The sequence below is a fragment of the Falsigemmobacter intermedius genome (genome assembly GCF_004054105.1).
Taxonomy (GTDB): domain Bacteria; phylum Pseudomonadota; class Alphaproteobacteria; order Rhodobacterales; family Rhodobacteraceae; genus Wagnerdoeblera; species Wagnerdoeblera intermedia.
Genome location: NZ_SBLC01000006.1, coordinates 100,347 through 119,306 on the forward strand (window position 1 = coordinate 100,347; position 18,960 = coordinate 119,306).

General features: G+C 62.9%; 18 protein-coding genes. 8 read left to right on the forward strand and 10 right to left on the reverse strand.

The genetic code is table 11. From position 1 onward, the window contains the following. Positions 1-15 precede the first annotated feature (15 nt). Positions 16-474, forward strand: a complete 459-nt coding sequence (locus EP867_RS05845; RefSeq protein WP_128487266.1) for a type II toxin-antitoxin system RatA family toxin — start codon at positions 16-18, stop codon at positions 472-474. A gap of 69 nt (positions 475-543) precedes the next feature. On the opposite strand, the gene rnd is transcribed toward EP867_RS05845, so the two are convergent. Further along, positions 544-1,701, reverse strand: coding sequence for a ribonuclease D (gene rnd, locus EP867_RS05850; protein ID WP_128487267.1), 1,158 nt, complete (start codon positions 1,699-1,701; stop codon positions 544-546). Positions 1,702-1,930: 229 nt separating this feature from the next. Between rnd and EP867_RS19780 the strand changes: the two genes are divergently transcribed. Further along, positions 1,931-2,101 carry a hypothetical protein gene (locus EP867_RS19780; RefSeq protein ID WP_164888776.1) on the forward strand — a complete coding sequence of 57 codons (171 nt, stop codon included), beginning with the start codon at positions 1,931-1,933 and terminating at the stop codon, positions 2,099-2,101. 31 nt (positions 2,102-2,132) lie between these two features. Here EP867_RS19780 and purN read toward each other — a convergent pair whose 3' ends face one another. Together purN and purM are read right to left on the reverse strand one after the other, a co-directional pair. Beyond that, entirely contained in the window at positions 2,133-2,726 is a 594-nt protein-coding gene (gene purN / locus EP867_RS05855) for a phosphoribosylglycinamide formyltransferase (protein WP_128487268.1), read from the reverse strand. Then, complete coding sequence (purM, locus tag EP867_RS05860) at positions 2,723-3,784, reverse strand: phosphoribosylformylglycinamidine cyclo-ligase (RefSeq protein ID WP_128487269.1); 1,062 nt, start codon at positions 3,782-3,784, stop codon at positions 2,723-2,725. Before purM ends, purN begins: the two co-directional genes overlap by 4 nt. 164 nt (positions 3,785-3,948) lie before the next feature. On the opposite strand from purM, the gene EP867_RS05865 reads away from it, so the two are divergent. Together EP867_RS05865 and EP867_RS05870 are read left to right on the forward strand one after the other, a co-directional pair. After that, positions 3,949-5,088 carry a Ppx/GppA phosphatase family protein gene (locus EP867_RS05865; RefSeq protein WP_128487270.1) on the forward strand — a complete coding sequence of 380 codons (1,140 nt, stop codon included), beginning with the start codon at positions 3,949-3,951 and terminating at the stop codon, positions 5,086-5,088. 2 nt (positions 5,089-5,090) lie between these two features. Further along, on the forward strand, positions 5,091-5,828 hold the full coding sequence (locus tag EP867_RS05870; RefSeq protein ID WP_128487271.1) for an RlmE family RNA methyltransferase: 738 nt from the start codon (positions 5,091-5,093) through the stop codon (positions 5,826-5,828). Between the two features lie 105 nt (positions 5,829-5,933). Here EP867_RS05870 and purB read toward each other — a convergent pair whose 3' ends face one another. The 3 genes from purB to EP867_RS05885 all read right to left on the reverse strand — a co-directional run bounded on the left by purB (position 5,934) and on the right by EP867_RS05885 (position 9,926). Next, on the reverse strand, positions 5,934-7,238 hold the full coding sequence (gene purB / locus EP867_RS05875) for an adenylosuccinate lyase (RefSeq protein ID WP_128487272.1): 1,305 nt from the start codon (positions 7,236-7,238) through the stop codon (positions 5,934-5,936). Between the two features lie 149 nt (positions 7,239-7,387). Next, positions 7,388-8,032 (reverse strand): MarC family protein, encoded by a 645-nt coding sequence (locus EP867_RS05880; protein ID WP_128487273.1) that lies wholly within the window; start codon positions 8,030-8,032, stop codon positions 7,388-7,390. A gap of 37 nt (positions 8,033-8,069) precedes the next feature. Beyond that, complete coding sequence (locus tag EP867_RS05885; RefSeq protein WP_128487355.1) at positions 8,070-9,926, reverse strand: ABC-F family ATP-binding cassette domain-containing protein; 1,857 nt, start codon at positions 9,924-9,926, stop codon at positions 8,070-8,072. Positions 9,927-10,011: 85 nt separating this feature from the next. Here EP867_RS05885 and EP867_RS05890 point away from each other — a divergent pair, with 85 nt between their 5' ends. Beyond that, a complete protein-coding gene (locus EP867_RS05890; protein WP_128487274.1) occupies positions 10,012-10,434 on the forward strand; it encodes a DUF6636 domain-containing protein in 423 nt (140 codons plus the stop codon). Between the two features lie 311 nt (positions 10,435-10,745). Continuing rightward, the gene (ndk, locus tag EP867_RS05895) at positions 10,746-11,168 is read left to right on the forward strand and encodes a nucleoside-diphosphate kinase (RefSeq protein ID WP_128487275.1); all 423 of its coding nucleotides are present in this window, start codon (positions 10,746-10,748) and stop codon (positions 11,166-11,168) included. A 261-nt stretch (positions 11,169-11,429) separates the two neighbouring features. Here ndk and EP867_RS05900 read toward each other — a convergent pair whose 3' ends face one another. From EP867_RS05900 to EP867_RS05905, 3 genes are all read right to left on the reverse strand, one after another. Further along, positions 11,430-11,768: a TfoX/Sxy family protein gene (locus EP867_RS05900; protein WP_128487276.1), complete on the reverse strand. Its 339-nt coding sequence runs from the start codon at positions 11,766-11,768 to the stop codon at positions 11,430-11,432. A 93-nt stretch (positions 11,769-11,861) separates the two neighbouring features. Beyond that, on the reverse strand, positions 11,862-11,993 hold the full coding sequence (locus tag EP867_RS20430) for a hypothetical protein (protein WP_277749355.1): 132 nt from the start codon (positions 11,991-11,993) through the stop codon (positions 11,862-11,864). A gap of 187 nt (positions 11,994-12,180) precedes the next feature. Continuing rightward, positions 12,181-12,948, reverse strand: coding sequence for a sulfite exporter TauE/SafE family protein (locus EP867_RS05905; RefSeq protein ID WP_128487277.1), 768 nt, complete (start codon positions 12,946-12,948; stop codon positions 12,181-12,183). Positions 12,949-13,144: 196 nt separating this feature from the next. Here EP867_RS05905 and ligA point away from each other — a divergent pair, with 196 nt between their 5' ends. Both ligA and recG read left to right on the forward strand, forming a co-directional pair. Beyond that, on the forward strand, positions 13,145-15,382 hold the full coding sequence (gene ligA / locus EP867_RS05910) for an NAD-dependent DNA ligase LigA (protein WP_128487278.1): 2,238 nt from the start codon (positions 13,145-13,147) through the stop codon (positions 15,380-15,382). After that, a complete protein-coding gene (gene recG / locus EP867_RS05915) occupies positions 15,379-17,466 on the forward strand; it encodes an ATP-dependent DNA helicase RecG (protein WP_128487279.1) in 2,088 nt (695 codons plus the stop codon). Before ligA ends, recG begins: the two co-directional genes overlap by 4 nt. 101 nt (positions 17,467-17,567) lie before the next feature. Here the strand turns inward: recG and ntrX are convergent, their stop codons facing one another. Then, entirely contained in the window at positions 17,568-18,950 is a 1,383-nt protein-coding gene (gene ntrX, locus EP867_RS05920) for a nitrogen assimilation response regulator NtrX (protein ID WP_128487280.1), read from the reverse strand. Positions 18,951-18,960: the final 10 nt, after the last annotated feature.

Here is an 18,960-nt window from a genome sequence, read left to right on the forward strand (position 1 = left end):
CCGGGCAGCACAGCTATGACCAGGCACCAGGAAACCCGCCAACTGCCTTATTCGGCAGAGCAGATGTACGATCTGGTCGCCGATGTGGGCCGCTATCCTGAGTTCCTGCCCTGGAATTCAGCCGCCCGAATCCGCTCGCGCACCCCTGACGATCAGGGGCGTGAGGTGATGGAAGCGGATCTGATCATCTCGTTCAAAGTTTTTCGCGAAAAATTCGGAAGCCGGGTCATTCTGGACCCTGTGAACCGTCAGATTGACACGCAATATATTGACGGACCTTTTAAATTTATGCGTTCGACCTGGAAATTCCGCGAGGCTGCCGGCGGCGGCTGCGAGGTCGATTTCTTTGTCGAGTTTGAGTTTAAGAACGCCATTCTGCAGGGCGTGATCGGCATGGTCTTTAATGAGGCCATGCAGCGGATTGTGCGCGCCTTTGAAAAACGCGCCCATGATCTTTACGGCAGCCGCGCCTGAGCGGCTGACGAAAAAGGGGCCGCAAAGCGGCCCCTTTCGGCGGGAAACTGCGACAGTAAAACGCAGGAATTACAGTCGGATAACTTTCACCGTCTGACCAATGGCCGAAAGGGCGATCTCGCCCCGGCAAAGCCGCTGGGCATCCTGGCCGAAGACCTCTCCGCGCCAGCCCTTCAGGGCCTCGACATCCCGATCGCCCGCGGCGAGCGCGTCAAGATCCGCCGCCGAGGCGATCAGCTTCGGGGCCACGCCGGTTTCTTCAGATTTTGCCTTCAGCAGCACGCGCAGCAGATCCGCCAGCGCCGGATTGACCTGCTGCTGCTCCCGCGCGCTGTCGGGTTTGGGCATATCTTCGGGCTTCATTTCCAGCCCGGCCTTCACCGCTGCCAGAATACCGTCGGCGATCTCACCCTTGCGGCCCTCACGCAGCAAAAGACGCGCTTTGTTCAGGTCTTCGAGCGTGGTCGGACGGGTCGAGGCCAGCTCCAGCAGCGCGTCATCTTTATAGATACGCGAGCGGGGGATATTGCGGCTTTGGGCATAGGCCTCGCGGAAGCGCGCCAGCTCCTTCACCACCGCAAGGAATCGGCCCGAGCTGGTGCGGGTTTTCACACGCATCCAGGCATCTTCGGGGGTGACCGTATAGGTCGCCGGATCGGTGAGGATTGACAGCTCTTCCTGAACCCAGGCCATGCGGTTGGTTTTGACCAGCTGCGCGGCCAGATATTCGTAGATGAAGCGCAGATGGGTCACATCCGCCAGAGCATAATCCTGCTGCGCGCGGGTCAGCGGACGGCGCGACCAGTCGGTGAAGCGTGAGGTTTTGTCCAGATCGGCCTTGCAGATCTTTTTGACCAGCGTCTCATAGCCCGCCTGTTCACCAAAGCCGCAGACCATCGCCGCAACCTGGGTGTCAAAGAGCGGATCGGGGAAGACTTTGCCTTCCGTGAAGAAGATTTCCAGATCCTGGCGGGCGGCGTGAAAGACCTTCACCGTCTCCTTGTGACGCAGCAGATCATAGAAGGGCTCCAGCGACATCTCCGGCCCCTCGATGGGGTCGATGAGCACGGCCTCGCCCTCGGCTCCGGGCAGGGCTGCCTGGATCAGGCAGAGCTTTGCCCAATAAGTGCGCTCTCGCAAAAACTCGGTGTCGATGGTCACATAGGGCTGCGCTTTGGCTTTTTCGCAAAAAGCAGCGAGCGCCTGGGTGGTGGTAATGATCTGCATCTGTCCTCTTGGCTGCGGGGATATCCCGCTCAGGAGTGCCGGAATCTGCGGCAGGAACCCGCCACAACTGATCCCGCCTTACGCCTGAGGCTGCAAAATGAAAAGACCGGGCGCGGCAAATCCGTTCATTTCCGAAAGCCATGCGGCGCATTTGCCGCGAAGCGGGCTTGCGGGCAGGGGCTGCGCGGGACTAAAGGAATGCCTTGGTCCTGTGCAGGAGTGTGCGACGATGGATTACAGCAAATCGGGCGGCCCGGCTCAACACAGCAAAGAGGCCCGCTTTATCGATAAGACCGCAAGCGGCAAGAAAAACCCGCCCGGCGGCCGCAGCTCACGCGATGAGATGCTGGCACGGATGAAAGCGGCCTCCGAGGCCCGTGCCGCCAAAGAGGAAAAATAAAAGAGGCCGGGCAATCGCCCGGCCTTTTTCTTCACAGATCGATGCGGCTTTTATCGCCCGCGCCATAACGCCGCAGCACCGCCGGATAAAGCCTGTGCTCGGCCCTGAGCACGCGTGCTGCCAGCGTTTCCGCGGTGTCGCCCGGTTCCACCGGAACCCGCGCCTGACCCAGCAGGGGGCCGTCATCGAGCACCGCCGTGACCTCATGAACGGTGCAGCCCGCCTCGGTGTCACCGGCCTCAATCGCGCGGGCATGGGTGTGAAGCCCGGGGTATTTCGGCAGAAGAGACGGGTGTATATTCAGCATCCGCCCTTCAAAGCGCTGCACGAAATCCGCCGTCAGCACCCGCATAAAACCGGCCAGCACCACGATATCGGGGTTCGCGGCCTCAATATGCTTCAGCAGTTCCGCCTCAAAGGCGGCGCGGTTTTTGCCAAAGGGTTTGTGATCGACCGCAGCGGTCGGAACGCCAAAAGCGGCCGCCTTCGCCAGACCGGCTGCATTCGGATCATTTGAGGCGACCAGAACCGCTGTGCAGGGGTGGTCTTCGTCCTGCATATCCTCAATGAGGCGGACCATATTGGATCCGCCCCCCGAGATCAGAAGAGCGACGCGCTTTTTCACAGAAGACGGCCGGAATAGACCACGCCGTGACCGCTTTCGTCCGCTTTCACGATGGTGCCAAGGGTGAAGACCTGCTCACCGGCCTCTGCCAGCAGGGCTGCGATGGCCTCTGCTTTTTCGGGGGCCACAACCAGCATCATGCCGATGCCGCAGTTAAAGGTCTTCAGAAGCTCAGCCTCGGTCATCTTCGCGGTCTCTGCGAGCCAGCGGAAGACCGGGGGCAGGGTCCAGGCATCAAGATTGATCGCGCAGGCCAGCCCCTCAGGCAGGACGCGCGGCGGGTTTTCGGTGATGCCGCCGCCGGTGATATGCGCCAGACCCTTCACGCCGCCTGCACGCACCGCTGCGAGCGCCTGTTTGACGTAAAGACGGGTCGGAGCGAGCAGGGCAGCGCCGAGGGTCTGGGTCTCATCCCAGGGGCAGGTCGCCTCCCAGCCAAGACCCGAAAGCTCAACCACTTTGCGCACGAAGCTATAGCCGTTCGAATGCACGCCGTTCGAGCCGAGGCCGAGGATCACATCGCCTTCCGAGACATCGCGCGGCAGGTCCGAGCCGCGCTCCATCGCGCCGACCGCAAAGCCTGCAAGGTCAAAATCGCCCTTGTGATACATGCCCGGCATTTCCGCCGTCTCACCGCCGATCAGCGCGCAGCCCGAAGCTTCGCAGCCTGCAGCGATGCCGGTGATGATGCGGGTCGCCTGATCCAGCTCCAGCTTGCCGGTGGCGAAGTAATCAAGGAAGAACAGCGGCTCTGCGCCCTGGCAGACCAGATCGTTGACGCACATGGCGACCAGATCGACGCCGATGGTATCAACATTACCGGTGTCGATCGCGATGCGCAGTTTGGTGCCGACGCCATCGGTCGCAGCGACCAGGATCGGGTCTTTATAGCCCGCGCCCTTGAGGTCAAAGAGCGCCCCGAAGCCGCCAAGCCCCCCCATCACGCCCGAGCGCGAAGTGCGCTTTGCGGCGGGTTTGATCCGCTCCACCAAAGCATTTCCTGCATCGATATCCACGCCGGCATCGGCATAGGTCAGACCAGTGTTCGTCGCGCTCATGGCAGCCTCCGTCAGGGTTGGCCGCGCATTAGCCCGAATTGACGCCCGGTGCAACGCATCGCCGCAGGTTTCATCCGGACGCAGGCGACCGCGTCCCGGATCAGCCCTTGCGCAGGACGGGCGCTGAGACTACTTTTGTGTCAACCAGATATCGGAGGGCGGAAATGACGCCCCAGCGTCCCCAGGGTGCGGACGCGTTCCCGAATGCAGAGGTCGTGCTGAAAGGCAGGGCCCGGCCGGTCGAATCGTCCGGCACCCATAAGAAAGCCGAGCCGGCTCCGCTTTATGCGGCGCTTGATCTTGGCACAAACAGTTGTCGCATGCTGATTGCCCGTCCCAAGGGCAACCAGTTCAGCGTTGTGGACAGTTTTTCCAAGACGGTCCAACTCGGCGCGGGGCTCGAAAGTTCCGGGCGGCTCAGCCGTGCCTCGATGGGGCGGACGGTTCAGGCTCTGCGCATCTGTCAGAAGAAGCTCGAAGCGCATGGCGTGCGCCGCATGCGGCTGGTCGCAACCGAGGCCTGTCGCCGTGCCAGCAATTCGCGTGAATTCATGCGCACGATCCGTCGCGAGACGGGGCTGTCGCTTGAGGTGATCCCGGCAGAGGAGGAGGCGCGGCTTGCCGTGGTCTCCTGTGCGCCGCTCGTCCAGCCCCGGACCGAGCAGCTGCTGGTCGTCGATATCGGCGGCGGCTCGACCGAACTGGTCTGGCTTGATCTGACAGAGCTGGAACCGGCGGAACGTCCGGCGGCGCTGATGCGCTTTTCGATGAATTTCAAGCGCACCGGCACCCGGCCCGAGCCGCGGGTCGTGGACTGGATTTCGGTGCCGCTGGGGGTGGCCACGCTGCGCGAGCAGTTTGGTGATGTGGAAAGCGACTCTGCGCGGTTTGCGCTGATGAGCTGGTTTTTTGAAGAGCAGCTTGCGAGTTTCTCGCCCTATTCGGCGCAGCAGAAACGCGAGGGGTTTCAGATCATCGGGACCTCGGGCACCATCACCACTGTGGCTGCGAGCTGGCTGGGGCTGCGGCGATATGACCGCACCAAAGTCGACGGGCTTTTGATGACCTCAGCGCAGATCGACACGGTGATCAAAGACTATCTCTCGCTGGGACCGGAAGGTCGGCGCACGGATCCGCGGATCGGACGCGACCGTCATGCGTTGATCATGTCGGGTGCGGCGATCCTTCAGGCCCTCATGCGCTGCTGGCCGACCGACCGGCTCTCTGTCGCCGATCGCGGCCTGCGCGAGGGACTTCTATTTGCTCAGATGAGCGCTGACGGCGTTCTCGAACACGGATTGTAAAGATGACTGAGAAGAAATCCTCCGGGCGCGGCCAGCGCGATCTGCGGGTTCGGGTGAAAACCGCAAAGGGACGCAAGCTCTCCTCGACGCTCTGGCTGGAGCGGCAGTTGAACGACCCTTATGTCATCCGCGCCAAGCGTGACGGCTATCGCGGTCGCGCGGCCTATAAGATCATGGAACTGGACGATAAATTCGGCTTCCTGAAGCCGGGAGCGCGGGTGGTGGACCTTGGCTGTGCGCCGGGGGGCTGGTGCCAGGTCGCCGTTCAGCGGGTCAATTCGCTGGGCGAGCAGAAACACAAGCTGATGGGGACGATTCTCGGGGTGGACCTTCAGGAAGTGAAGCCGATCCCGGGGGCGCAGGTCTATCAGCTTGATTTTCTTGAAGACGGCGCTGATGAGCAGGTCAAAACCTGGCTTGGCGGCAAGGCCGATGTGGTGATGTCGGACATGGCGGCATCGGCCTCGGGCAACCGTCAGGTCGACCACCTTCGCATCATCACGCTTTGTGAGCACGCGGCAGAGTTTGCCTTTGATGTGCTGGAACTCGGCGGAACATTCGTGGCCAAAGTGCTTGCCGGCGGGGCAGAGGGTGATCTTCAGGCGACGCTGAAGCGCAACTTCGAGAAGGTGCAGCACATGAAGCCGCCGTCAAGCCGGTCGGACAGCTCGGAGAAATTCGTGGTGGCCACCGGGTATCGCGGACGCTGGGAAGAGCGTCTGGCGGCAGAGGAAGAATAAGCCTTTACGGCGGACCTTTTTCACGCCGTCGCGGTGGGAAGATGAGTATTTAAGAAAAGCCAAAGTTGAGAAAAAGGCCGCGCGGTGAGCGCGGCCTTTCTTTGATCAGGCGCCAAAGACGCGGCGGAAGATCGTGTCGACATGTTTGGTGTGATAGCCGAGGTCGAATTTTTCTTCGATTTCGGCCGGGCTGAGGGCTGCGGTGACCTCCGGGTCTGCAAGCAGCTCCGTCTTGAAGTCAGCGCCCTGTTCCCAGACTTTCATCGCGTTGCGCTGCACCAGACGGTAGCTGTCTTCGCGCGATACGCCCGCCTGAGTGAGGGCCAGGAGCACGCGCTGCGACATGACAAGACCTTTGAACTTGTTCATGTTCTTCAGCATGTTGTCCGGGTAGATCACCAACTTTTCCACGACGCCGGCAAGACGGTGCAGAGCGAAGTCGAGGGTGATGGTGGTGTCGGGGCCGATTGCGCGCTCTACCGAGGAGTGCGAGATGTCACGCTCATGCCAGAGAGCGACGTTTTCCATCGCCGGAATGACCGACATACGGACGAGGCGCGCAAGGCCGGTCAGGTTTTCAGTCAGTACCGGGTTGCGCTTATGCGGCATGGCCGAAGAGCCTTTCTGGCCGGGTGAGAAAAACTCTTCGGCTTCGAGGACTTCGGTGCGCTGCATGTGGCGGATTTCGATGGCGATATTTTCAATCGACGAGGCGATGACGCCGAGCGTTGCGAAGAACATCGCGTGGCGGTCACGCGGGATCACCTGGGTCGAGACCGGCTCAGGCTCAAGGCCCAGCTGCTTGCAGACATAGTCTTCAACATAGGGGTCAATATTGGCGAAAGTGCCGACCGCGCCTGAAATCGCGCCGGTGCGGATCTCTTCGCGTGCTGCAACAAGGCGGCTGCGGCCGCGGGCCATCTCGGCATAGAAACGCGCGAAGGTCAGCCCCATGGTGGTCGGCTCGGCATGAATGCCGTGGCTGCGACCGATGCGGACGGTGTCTTTATGCTCAAAGGCGCGGGTTTTCAGCGCGGTCAGAACGCGGTCCATGCCTGCAAGCAGAAGATCTGCAGCCCGCACCAGCTGGATGTTCAGCGTGGTATCAAGAACGTCCGATGAGGTCATGCCCTGGTGGACGAAACGCGCCTGATCGGAGCCCACATGTTCAGCCAGATGCGTCAGAAAGGCGATGACATCATGTTTCGTCACAGCTTCGATTTCATCGATACGCGCAACATCAAACTGGACGTCTTTCGCTTTCCAGACGGCTTCAGCGTTCTCTTTCGGGATCACCCCCAGCTCGGCCTGGGCGTCACAGGCGTGCGCTTCGATTTCGTACCAGATGCGGAATTTGGTCTCGGGCGACCAGATGGCAACCATATCGGGGCGGGAATAACGCGGGATCATCGCGGGCCTCTCGGGGGTAAAGCTGCAGATAGCGCCCCCTTAGCGGCCCGGGCCTCTCAGGGCAAGTGCGGCCGCGCGGCCCGGCGTGTTTGACTTTGGGTTTTCAAAAATACTCCGGGGGTCAGGGGGCAGGGCCCCCTTGCGCCGGTTCAGTCCAGAAGGCCCGAGCCTTTGATGCCATCAATGATGAACTGAATGGCCAGCGCAGCCAGCAGCATCCCCAGAAGCCGGGTCACCACCAGGGTCCCGGTGCGGCCCAGCAACCGCTCAACCGCACCGGCAGCGAGGAGGCTGAGGAAGCACAGAAACATCACCCCAAGCATGACCCCTTCGACCACCAGGAAGGCGGCCCAGTCGCCGCCGCCCTGCGAGATCAGAAGGATCATCGAGGCAATCGCCCCGGGGCCTGCGATCAGCGGGATCCCCAGGGGAAAGACCGAAGGGTCGTCGTGATCGGAATGATCGGCCTCATGGGTCTTTTCATCGACCTTGTTCTCACGCCTCTGGGTCCGGCGCTCAAAAAGCATGTCGAGGGCGGTGAGGAACAAAAGGACGCCGCCGGCCACCCGAAAGGCGGGCAGCGAAATGCCGGTCAGTCGCAACAGCCCGTCGCCGATCAGCGCGAAAACCGTCAGGATCCCTGCCGCCGTCAGGCAGGCCCGGATGGCGACCTGACGGCGCCGCGCAGAACTCATTCCCGCCGTCAGCGGGATAAAGAGCGGCGCCAGCGCGATCGGATCAAGGATCACAATCAGCGTTGTAAAAACCGTCAGAAGAAAGGTGGCGTCGATCACGGGTCCTCCGACGGTCGTTCCTGTTACAGCGGCCCGCTCAGCTCTCGGCCTCGTCGAGCTTCTCCTGGGCTTCCAGCCAAAGGCCCTCAGCGCGGATCATGGCTTCTTCGATTTCCGCGAATTTGCGGTTCCAGCCTTCCAGCTCATGGATGCCGGCCTCTTCATAAAGGCCTGGATCGGCGAGTTTGTCAGCCACTTTTGTACGCATCTCCTCAAGCTTCGCGACCCGCTCTTCGGCTTTACGCAGATCCGCACGCAGGGCGAGAATGACTTCGCGTGACGGCTTCACCCGGGCGGGGGCTGCTTTTTCCGGCCGGGCCGGGGCAGGGCTGCTCTCGCGGTCCAGAAGCTCGGCGCGGTAGGCGTCAAGGTCTTTGCCATAGGGCGTAACGCTGCCGCCTTTCACCAGCCACAGCCGGTCTGCGACCAGACCCAGCAGGTGCATATCGTGGCTGACAAGGATCACCGCACCGGTATAGGCGGTCAGCGCCTCAACAAGCGCCTCGCGGCTTTCGATATCAAGGTGGTTGGTCGGCTCGTCGAGGATCAGCAGATGCGGCGCATCGAGCGTTGCCAGCACCAGTGAGAGCCGCGCTTTCTGTCCGCCGGAGAGGCGCTTCACCTCTGTGTCTGCCTGATCGGCGGTCAGGCCGAAACCTGCAAGACGGGCACGGAGTTTCGACTGATGCTCTTCAGGACGCTGGCGCTGAATATGCTGAAGCGGCGTCTCATCAAGATAAAGCTCATCCACCTGATGCTGGGCAAAATAGCCGATCCGCAGTTTTGAACTGCGGGTGAGGTTGCCCGACATCGCGGGAAGTTTTCCGGCGAGCAGTTTCGAGAGGGTGGATTTCCCCTCGCCGTTGCGTCCCAGCAGCGCGATGCGGTCATCCTGATCGATCCGCAGGCTCAGACCCTTCAGGATCGCCCTGCCGTCATAACCGACGGAGACACCCTCAAGGTTGAGGATCGGCGGCGAGAGTTCTTCCGGCTCAGGGAAGGTGAAGACCTGCTTTTTCGCCTCTTCAGGAGGCGTGATCGGCGTCATCTTTTCCAGCATCTTCAGACGGCTTTGCGCCTGAGCGGCCTTGGTGGCCTTGGCGCGGAAGCGGTCGACGAAGCTTTGCAGATGCGCCCGGCGCACATCCTGTTTGCGCGCCTCTGCGGTCAGAACGGCGATGCGTTCGGCCCGCTGGCGGGCGAACTGGTCGTAGTTGCCCTGCCAATAGGTCAGCTTTTTGCTGTCGAGATGCAGGATCCCGGTGACCGCGCGGTTCAGAAGGCCGCGGTCGTGGCTGATGATCAGCACGGTATGGGGGTATTTCTGCAGATAGCTTTCCAGCCAGAGCGCACCTTCGAGGTCGAGGTAGTTGGTCGGCTCGTCGAGCAGCAGGTAATCGGGCTGGGCAAAAAGCACACCCGCCAGCGCCACCCGCATCCGCCAGCCGCCCGAGAAATCCGAGCAGGGCCGCTTCTGGGCGTCATTGTCAAAACCGAGGCCCCGCAGAATGGCCGAGGCCCGTCCTTCTGCCGACCAGGCGTCAATATCGGCCAGACGGGTCTGGATTTCACCGATCCGCGCCGGATCGGTCGCCGTTTCAGCCTCGGCCATCAGCTCTGCACGCTCGGTATCGGCGGCCAGAACCGTGTCGATCAGCGAGGTCGAGCTTGAGGGGACTTCCTGAGCCACACCGCCGATGCGGGCGCGGGCCGGGATGCTGATCGCGCCGCTTTCCAGCGCAAGCTCGCCCCGGATCAGCCGGAAGAGCGTGGTTTTGCCCGCACCATTGCGGCCGACAAGGCCGACCTTATGGCCGGTGGGAATGGTGGCGGAGGCCCCTTCAAAGAGCGGGCGGCCTTCGACGGAATAGGTGAGGTCATCAATGCGCAACATGCTCATGGCCTGCCCCTCTGAGGGGGGCTTGTCAATGGGATCTCGCAGACCTTCTCTGAGGCATTCCTTTTGACAGGCACAGATCATGCGTTTTCTTTCGGCTTCTCTGGTCCCGATCACCCTTGGCTTTCTGGCAGGGCCCCTCTTTGCCGGCAGCGGTGAGCATAATTTTCAGGCGCCTTCGGGCAATATTCACTGCGTGATGCAGGAATATGAAGAGCCGCAGAATGTCCGCTGCGACATCATTGAGGGCACTCTCACCCATCGCAGGCGCCCCAAAGACTGCGATCTCGATTACGGGCAGGCCTTCTATGTGGATGCCCGCGGGCGCGGTGAGGTGGCCTGTCACGGCGATACCATCGTCAACCGCCGGGCGCGGGTGCTGAACTATGGCGAGAGCATCAATCTGGGCGGCGTCTGGTGCACCTCTGAGCGCAGTGGCATGACCTGCCGCAACAGTGCAGGCCACGGATTTTCGCTGTCGCGGGCAAAGCAGCATGTTTTCTGAGGGCCTCCCCCATCTGGTGGGGGCGCTTTTGCCGGTGAATTTCCCATAGTGCCGCTGCCCGTAAGGGACTTTGAGATTGAACTTTTTAAGCGACCCGCCTCTGGCGGGTCTTTTTTTATCTGTCTGCCCTTTTGTTCGTCCGGGCCTTTGCGGGCCTTCGGGTTTGATGCAGTGCGCAGGCCCGGTTTCTGTGAGGCCGCCTTCGCATTTCGCGCGGCATTCTCTTTCCAAGCGGGCTTTGCCATGCTAGCAGGGCCGCGCAAGGAGCTGCGCATGGGGCGCGGTTCTCTCCAGATATTTCAGAGGGCATCATGGCCATCGAACGCACCCTGTCGATCATCAAGCCGGACGCAACCAAGCGCAACCTGACCGGCAAGATCAACGCGAAATTCGAAGAAGCCGGTCTGCGCATCGTCGCTCAGAAGCGCATCCAGCTGACCCTGGCACAAGCCGGTCAGTTCTACGCTGAGCACAAAGAGCGTCCCTTCTTCGGCGAACTGACCGAATTCATGGTCTCTGAGCCGGTCGTCGTTCAGGTTCTGGAAGGCGAAGGCGCCATCCTGAAAAACCGTGAAGTCATGGGCGCAACCAACCCGGCGAACGCCGATGAGGGCACCATCCGTAAAGAGTTCGCGCTCTCGGTTGGCGAAAACTCGGTTCACGGCTCGGATTCCGAAGCTGCTGCAGCGCGCGAAATTGCTTTCTTCTTCTCGGGCCTCGAACTGGTTGGCTGATTGCCGCCTTTGAGCTGAGTATCGGGAAAGGCCGCCTTAGAGAGGCGGCCTTTTTCTTATGTGTGGCCGCCGGGTGGGGCGGATGCCTCTGCCCGGGCTCTGGTGTGGCTTTGGGGATGGACTGATCTTTGGGGTGGTTTTTTGGGGCAGCCTCGCGGGGGCTGCCTGCCCCCGCACCCCCGGGAGTATTTGGAAAAGCCAAAGCAGGGGATGGGCGGTTAAGCGTTTGTGCCGGGGCGGGCGGGATGCTGTCGCGGCTCCTCAGGCGCGGATGCCGTAGAAGTCGAGCGCCATGGCCAGCGCGCGGGGCAGGCCTTCGGCGGAGGGATCTTTTGTGGTGGCGACGAGGGCGTCGAAGGCGCGACGCAGGGCCGCTTTCTCTGCGCCCCGGCAGTCATTCCAGGGGCGGCCCTGGAGAGCCATGTGAAGCACGTAATAGCTGATGAAATGCGGACGCTGTCCGGATTGTAACAGGCGCCGGTAGCCCTCATCGGCGCCGATCTCCCGCAGAGTTTCGGCGTCGGGGACGCCCGCGCGAAGAAAGGCCGCTTCAGAGGCGGGACCGAGGTTTTTAATCGAAGAGATCGCTGTGCCGCTCATGGGCGCAGAGTGCCGCTGGCTGAGGGGGCATGCAAGAGGGCGCAGCTTTGGCCTGAAATGCGAAGCGCGCCGGAAGCGGCGCGCGTCAGTCGTTCAGATCGAGGCCCAGTCGGTGAAGCGGGTGCTTCCCTGCTGCTGCTGGCCGGAGCCGGTCTGCGAGCCCTGTTGCTGCGGGGCGGGGGCGGCGGGCTGGCGGCTGCCCGATTGGCTCTGATTGCTGCTCATGATGCGTTCATCTCTGCAAAACACCCGGTTGATACGGGCCGTGCGGGGCATCTAAGAAGGATCTGCATTTTCTTCAAGTCTTCGACACCCCGCGCCTGCTGCAGAACTGTCCGGCGTGCCGAAGTGTCGCGAATGGGCCACAGAAGGCCGGGGAGGTTCTGACTTTTGGGACGGCACGGGCGCGCGCTCAGGCGCCGAAATTCGTCTGTCTGAGGAAGAAGATCACCGTCATCACCGCGCCTACAAGGGTCACAAAGCCCCGCAGCAGGGTGGTGTTTGTGATGCGGCGGCTGAGGCGTGCACCGAGATAGCCGCCGAGCGCGGAGGCCAGAGCCAGGGGCAGCGCGGCCTGCCAGTCGATGATCCCCGCCAGGATGAAGGTTGCGGTTGAGACCACGGAGAGCACCGAGGAGACCACGCTTTTCAGTCCGTTCATGGCATGGAGATTGCGAAAGCCCAAGAGGGTGAAGGCCGCGAGCAGCACAATCCCCAGCCCGCCGTTGAAATAGCCGCCGTAGATCGCCACCGCGAGCAGCAGGAGCGCGGAGGTGAGCCAGCCCGCCTCAGCGGCACCGGCCCGGCGCAGCCTCTCCATCAGTTGCGGCCCGAAGGCAAAGAGCAGCGTCGCTGCCAGCAAGAGCCAGGGAACGATGCCGGTGAAGACACTGGCCGGGGTAATGACCAGCAGGATCGCGCCGATCACGCCGCCGAGGGCTGAGAGAATGAGGAGGTGCCGGAGCGGCAGGGCGCCGCCGGATTGCAGGTCGTGGCGAAATCCCCAGGAGCTGCTCAGATAGCCCGGAAGGGCCGCGAGGGTGGCGGTGGCATTGGCGGTGATCGGCGGGACCCCGGCCCAGACGAGGGCGGGAAAGCTGAGGAAGGTCCCGCCTCCGGCGACGGCGTTGAGAACACCCGCCGCAAATCCTGCGCCAATCAGCACCAGCCATTCCTGCATGCCCTGCCTCCCGATCTGAGTTGCATAATTTTTATGCAGTCTTAGCGGATCGCTGAGAGGGCGGCCATGGCAAAATGCCGCAGGTCTCTGCCGCTGCAGCCTGGTCTCCTGAGGTGGCAGGGGGAGGGGGCCTGTGGTGCTTTTCTTTCACGCGCGCCGGGCCTAAAACTGGTGCAAAGTGACTGCGGAGCGTGACATGTCCGATACCCTGCCGAAAGGCCCTGATGACGCAAGGACGGAGTGGCAGGATCTGGCCGCGCGCCTCACTGCGGCCGATGTCGCCTATCACCGCGATGATGCGCCGGAGATGACGGACGCGGAATATGACGGGCTGAAACGCCGCCTGCGGGAGCTGGAGGCGGCCTTTCCGGACCTCGCGTCCGCGGAGAGCCCCACTGCGAAGGTGGGCGGACCGCTGGCAGAGGGCTTTGGCAAGATCCGCCACGAAGTTGCGATGCTGAGCCTGGAGAACGCCTTTGAGGATGGCGATGTTCAGGACTTCAGTGAGCGCGTGTCGCGCTTCCTTGGCCTCTCGGGCGGGCTGTCGTTCACCGCAGAACCGAAGATTGACGGGCTCAGCCTCTCGCTGCGCTATGAGGGGGGGCAGCTGGTTTATGCGGCAACCCGGGGCGATGGAGAGACCGGTGAGAATGTCAGCGCCAATGCGCGTCAGATCGCGGATATTCCGCAGAGCCTGAGCGGCGCACCCGATGTGCTGGAAGTGCGCGGTGAGGTCTATATGAGCCACGCCGACTTTCTTGCGCTGAATGAAGCCCAGGCGGCAAAGGGCGATAAAACCTTTGCAAATCCGCGCAACGCCGCAGCGGGAAGCCTGCGTCAGCTTGATGCAAAGATCACTGCTGCGCGGCCTTTGCGTTTCTTTGCTTATGCCTGGGGGGCGCTGTCGCAGCCGCTTTCCGATACGCAATATGGGGCGATCGCCCGCCTGGCCGAACTGGGCTTTCAGACCAATCCGCTGACGCGGCTTTGCCATTCGGCGGCAGAGATGCTCGATCACTACCGCCGCATCGGCACTGAGCGGGCCGGGCTTGGCTATGACATCGACGGGGTGGTCTATAAGGTCAATGACCTGAGCCTGCAGGCGCGGTTGGGCTTTCGCGCCACAACGCCCCGCTGGGCGATTGCGCATAAATTTCCCGCCGAATTGGCCTGGACGCGGCTTGAGGGGATCGACATTCAGGTGGGCCGCACCGGGGCGCTGTCGCCGGTGGCGCGGCTGACGCCGGTAACGGTGGGCGGTGTGGTGGTTTCCAATGCCACGCTTCACAATGAAGATTACATCGCCGGAATCGACAGCCGCGGGGCGCCGATCCGTGAGGGCCGCGACATCCGCCCGGGCGATCTCGTGCAGATCTACCGCGCGGGGGATGTGATCCCGAAGATCGCCGATGTGGATCTGGCGCAGCGCCCGGCGGAGAGCGTGCCCTATGTCTTCCCCGAGACCTGCCCGCAATGCGGCAGCCCTGCGATCCGCGAGCCGGGGGATTCGGTGCGCCGCTGCTCGGGCGGGCTGATCTGTCCGGCCCAGGCGGTGGAGAAGCTGAAGCATTTCGTCTCCCGCGCGGCCTTTGACATTGAGGGTCTGGGCACCAGACAGATCGAGATGTTCTTTGGGGATGCCACACTCTCAATCCGCGAGCCTGCCGATATTTTCACGCTGGAGGCGCGGGACGGCCAGGGGCTGACGCGGCTGAAGAACCGCGACGGCTTTGGTGAGAAAAGCTCTGAGGCGCTTTTTGCGGCGATCCGCGCACGCAAAACCATCGGCTTCGGGCGCTTCCTCTTTGCGCTTGGCATCCGGCATCTGGGGGAGGTGGCCTCAAACGATCTGGCCCGGCATTTCCGCACCTGGGACGCGCTGGCCGAGACGGTCGACACCGCCCGCCCGGCAGCCGAGCGTCATCTGTTGGCCGATGAGGCAGAGGCCCATGAGCGCGCCGAGGCCCAAGGGTCAGGCCGCCGCGCCACGGTGAAGGCGGTGCGTGATAAGGTCTGGGCGGCTGAGCCCGCAATCGCGCCGGAGGCCCGTCAGGCCTGGGAGCATCTGATGGCCATTGAGGGGATCGGCGCGGTGCTCGCCACCTCGCTGGTCACCACGCTCTCGCAGCCCGAAGAGCGCGCCTCGATTGAGCGGCTGCTCTCGCATCTGACGATTGAGCCGCCGGAGGAACGCGCCAGCCACAGCCCCGTCGCAGGAAAAACCGTGGTTTTCACCGGCACGCTGGAACGCATGACCCGGGCCGAAGCCAAAGCGCGGGCCGAAAGCCTGGGCGCGAAGGTGGCGGGTTCGGTCTCGGCGAAGACCGACTATCTGGTCGCAGGGCCGGGGGCAGGGTCCAAAGCCACCAAAGCGGCGGAGCTTGGCGTCACCGTGCTTGATGAAGACAGCTGGCTGGAGATGATCGGCGGATGAGCCGTCCGGAGGCGCTCTTTCCGCTCTTTGCCGATCTCACCTCGCTGGCGGGGGTGGGAGAGAAGACGGCAAAGCTTTTCGATGCGCTTTCCGTCACCCTGCCGCGGGATCTTCTGTATCTGCTGCCCCATTCGGTGATCGACCGCCGCCGCCGCGCCACGATTGCCGATCTGGTGCCGCCCGCGGTGGCCACGGTTGAGGTGGAGATCATCGCCCACTTCCCGGCCCGGCGCAAAGGCGGGCCGGCGCGGGTTATGGTGCGCGATGCGGCGGTGGAGTTTCCGCTGGTTTTTTTTGGGCCGCGTGCGGATTACGCGCTGAAACAGTTCCCTCCGGGCGAGCGCAGGCTAGTGTCGGGCAAGGTGGAGCTTTTCGACGGGGTGGCCCAGATGGTCCATCCTGACCATGTCCTGGACCCCGCCGCCCCCCATGATCTGCCCGAGTTTGAGCCGGTCTATCCCGCCACGGCGGGGTTGAGCCAGAAGCAGATCCGCAAGGCGGCGCTTGATGCGCTGAGCCGCGCCCCGGAGGCAGCCGAATGGGCCGATGGTCCGCTGATGGCCCGCGAGGGCTGGCCCTCCTGGCGCGCGGCGCTTGAGGCGCAGCACCACCCACAGGGGGCAGAGGATGTGTCACCGGATGCGCCCGCGCGGCGCAGGCTGGCCTATGATGAATTGTTCGCCCATCAGCTGACGCTGGCTCTGGCGCGGCAAAAGGCCCGCAAAAAGCCGGGGATTTCGACGAAAGGTCACGGGCGGCTGGCGGAGAAGGTGCTCGGGGGACTGCCCTATGCGCCAACGGGGGCGCAGAGCCGCGCTGTCGCAGAGATCCGCGCGGATCTTGCAGCCCCGGTGCGGATGAACCGGCTTTTGCAGGGAGATGTGGGCTCAGGCAAAACCCTCGTTGCCTTTCTGGCGCTTCTGGCGGCGGTTGAGGCGGGCGGACAGGGTGTGCTGATGGCCCCGACCGAGATCCTTGCGCGGCAGCATTATGAGGGCTTAAAGCCGCTCGCGGATCTGGCGGGACTGCGCCTTGAGGTGCTGACCGGGCGTGACAAGGGCGCCGAGCGCACGGCGCGGCTTGCGGCCCTTGCTGCAGGTGAGATCGGCATTCTTGTCGGCACCCATGCGGTCTTTCAGAAAGACGTGGAATTCCACGACCTTCGTCTGGCCGTGATCGATGAGCAGCACCGCTTTGGCGTGGCGCAAAGGATGGAACTGGGGGCCAAGGGGCGTGCGGTCGATGTGCTGGTGATGACCGCCACGCCGATCCCGCGCTCGCTGGCGCTGGCGCAATACGGCGATATGGATGTCAGCGTGCTGGATGAAAAGCCGCCGGGCCGCAAGCCGATCCGCACCTCGCTGGTGGCCGATGAGCGGCTGGAAGAGGTGGTCGCGCATCTCAAACGCGCGGTGGCTGAGGGGAAACAGGCCTATTGGGTCTGCCCGCTGGTGGAGGAATCTGAGTTCACCGATCTGACCGCCTCTGAGGACCGGTATCAACATCTTCGGGCCGCGCTTGGCGAGGGGGTTGTGACGCTGGTGCATGGCCAGATGCCCACGGCGCAGAAAGATGCCGCCATGGCGGATTTCGTCGAAGGCCGCGCCCGGGTGCTGGTGGCGACCACGGTGATCGAGGTGGGGGTGAACGTGCCGGCCGCGTCCATCATGGTGATTGAGCGGGCCGAGACTTTCGGGCTGGCACAGCTTCACCAGCTGCGTGGTCGCGTCGGGCGGGGGGCCGAGGCCTCAAGCTGCCTGCTGCTCTATCAGGCGCCGCTGTCGGAGACGGGGAAGCGGCGGCTGTCGATCATGCGCGATACCGAGGATGGCTTTAAGATCTCCGAGGAAGATCTGGCCATGCGCGGGGCGGGTGATCTGATCGGCACCGCGCAATCCGGCCTGCCGCGCTTTCGCCTGGCCGATCCCGAGCGGATGGCGGGATTGATGGAAACCGCACAGCGCGATGCCCGCAAACTGCTGATGGACGATCCTGATCTGTCCAGCCCACGGGGCAAGGCCGTTCGCTTCCTGCTCTGGCTGCTCAGTCAGGACCGCGCCATTGGTCTGCTCTCCGTGGGCTGAGCAGAACATAAGTTCCCTCCGCCGGAGCCGCGGAGCGGCGTTTGTTACGAAAAAGGCGGGCCTTTCAGCCCGCCTTTTTCCATGTCTCAGAGCCTGCGAGGTCACTCTTCCTCGTCTTTGCCGCCCTTGCCGGTGACGACCCCAAGCGATTTCAGCTTGCGGTGCAGGGCGGAGCGCTCCATCCCCACAAAACTTGCGGTGCGCGAGATATTTCCGCCAAAGCGCTGGATCTGGGTCAGCAGATATTCCCGCTCAAAAACTTCGCGGGCCTCGCGCAGCGGCAGGGTGGCGATCTGGCCGCCAAGGCTCAGCCGTCCTTCTTCGCTGCCGGTTTCGCTCTCCCCCTGAAGCTCGCGCGGGGTGATCGGATCGCTGCTCTCGCCAAGGATCAGCACCCGCTCGACCAGATTGCGCAGCTGACGCACATTGCCCGGCCAGGGCATGGTCTGCAAAAGCGCCTCGGCCTCAGAGGACAGCTCACGCAGCGGCAGGCCCTGGGTTTTGTGCAGGGTCTCGATGAAGTGCTGCGCCAGAAGCGGGATATCCTCGCGTCGCTCGCTCAGCCCGGGGACATGGACCGGCACCACGTTCAACCGGTCATAAAGCTCCTGACGGAAGCGGCCTGCCGCGATTTCCTGACGCAGATCGCGCGAAGTGGAGGAGATCACCCGCAGATCGACCCGCACACGGTCCGCGCTGCCAACCCGGGTAAAGGTCTGATCGACCAGAACACGCAGGATCTTGCTTTGGGTGACGGTGGGCATATCGGCCACCTCATCGAGATAGACCACGCCACCATGCGCGAGTTCCAGCAGGCCCTTTTCCACCCCGCGGCCCGGCGTCTCACGGCCAAAGAGCACCTCCTCCATCCGTTCCGGCTCAATCATCGCGGCCGAGACCGAGACGAAAGGCCCCGAAGCCCGGGCGGAGTTTGAGTGGATGTAGCGTGCCGCCACCTCTTTTCCGGCCCCCGAGGGGCCGGTCAGCATGACGCGGCCGTTGGATTTGGTCACCTTATCAAGCTGGCTTTTCAGGCTGCGGAAGGCGGCGGACTGGCCCACCAGATCCGCAGCGGTGACATCCTTGCGCTTCAGCTCGACGTTTTCGCGGCGCAGGCGGCTGGTTTCCATCGCGCGGGCGACCACCACCAGAAGCTGGTCGATATTGAAGGGCTTTTCGATGAAGTCGTAAGCGCCCTGTTTGATCGCCGCCACAGCGAGTTCGATATTGCCATGGCCCGAGATGATAACCACCGGTACCCCGGGATTGTCGCGCCGCACGGTTTTAAGGATATCAATCCCGTCCATCCGGCTGTCTTTCAGCCAGATATCAAGGATCATCAGCGCCGGAGGTGCTCTGTTAATCGCCTCCAGACATTCGTCCGAATTGGCGGCAAGACGGGTCTGATAGCCTTCGTCCTTCAGAATATCGGAAATCAGTTCGCGAATGTCGCGTTCATCATCAACGATCAGAATATCGGCCATCACGGGTCTC

Excerpts from the sequence above, each read along its gene's own strand:
- EP867_RS05845 (WP_128487266.1), top strand. The coding sequence starts at position 16 with ATGACCAGGCACCAGGAAACCCGCCAACTGCCTTATTCGGCAGAGCAG.
- rnd (WP_128487267.1), bottom strand. The coding sequence starts at position 1,701 with ATGCAGATCATTACCACCACCCAGGCGCTCGCTGCTTTTTGCGAAAAA.
- EP867_RS19780 (WP_164888776.1), top strand. The coding sequence starts at position 1,931 with ATGGATTACAGCAAATCGGGCGGCCCGGCTCAACACAGCAAAGAGGCC.
- purM (WP_128487269.1), bottom strand. The coding sequence starts at position 3,784 with ATGAGCGCGACGAACACTGGTCTGACCTATGCCGATGCCGGCGTGGAT.
- EP867_RS05865 (WP_128487270.1), top strand. The coding sequence starts at position 3,949 with ATGACGCCCCAGCGTCCCCAGGGTGCGGACGCGTTCCCGAATGCAGAG.
- EP867_RS05870 (WP_128487271.1), top strand. The coding sequence starts at position 5,091 with ATGACTGAGAAGAAATCCTCCGGGCGCGGCCAGCGCGATCTGCGGGTT.
- purB (WP_128487272.1), bottom strand. The coding sequence starts at position 7,238 with ATGATCCCGCGTTATTCCCGCCCCGATATGGTTGCCATCTGGTCGCCC.
- EP867_RS05885 (WP_128487355.1), bottom strand. The coding sequence starts at position 9,926 with ATGTTGCGCATTGATGACCTCACCTATTCCGTCGAAGGCCGCCCGCTC.
- EP867_RS05890 (WP_128487274.1), top strand. The coding sequence starts at position 10,012 with ATGCGTTTTCTTTCGGCTTCTCTGGTCCCGATCACCCTTGGCTTTCTG.
- ndk (WP_128487275.1), top strand. The coding sequence starts at position 10,746 with ATGGCCATCGAACGCACCCTGTCGATCATCAAGCCGGACGCAACCAAG.
- EP867_RS05900 (WP_128487276.1), bottom strand. The coding sequence starts at position 11,768 with ATGAGCGGCACAGCGATCTCTTCGATTAAAAACCTCGGTCCCGCCTCT.
- EP867_RS20430 (WP_277749355.1), bottom strand. The coding sequence starts at position 11,993 with ATGAGCAGCAATCAGAGCCAATCGGGCAGCCGCCAGCCCGCCGCCCCC.
- EP867_RS05905 (WP_128487277.1), bottom strand. The coding sequence starts at position 12,948 with ATGCAGGAATGGCTGGTGCTGATTGGCGCAGGATTTGCGGCGGGTGTT.
- ligA (WP_128487278.1), top strand. The coding sequence starts at position 13,145 with ATGTCCGATACCCTGCCGAAAGGCCCTGATGACGCAAGGACGGAGTGG.
- recG (WP_128487279.1), top strand. The coding sequence starts at position 15,379 with ATGAGCCGTCCGGAGGCGCTCTTTCCGCTCTTTGCCGATCTCACCTCG.
- ntrX (WP_128487280.1), bottom strand. The coding sequence starts at position 18,950 with ATGGCCGATATTCTGATCGTTGATGATGAACGCGACATTCGCGAACTG.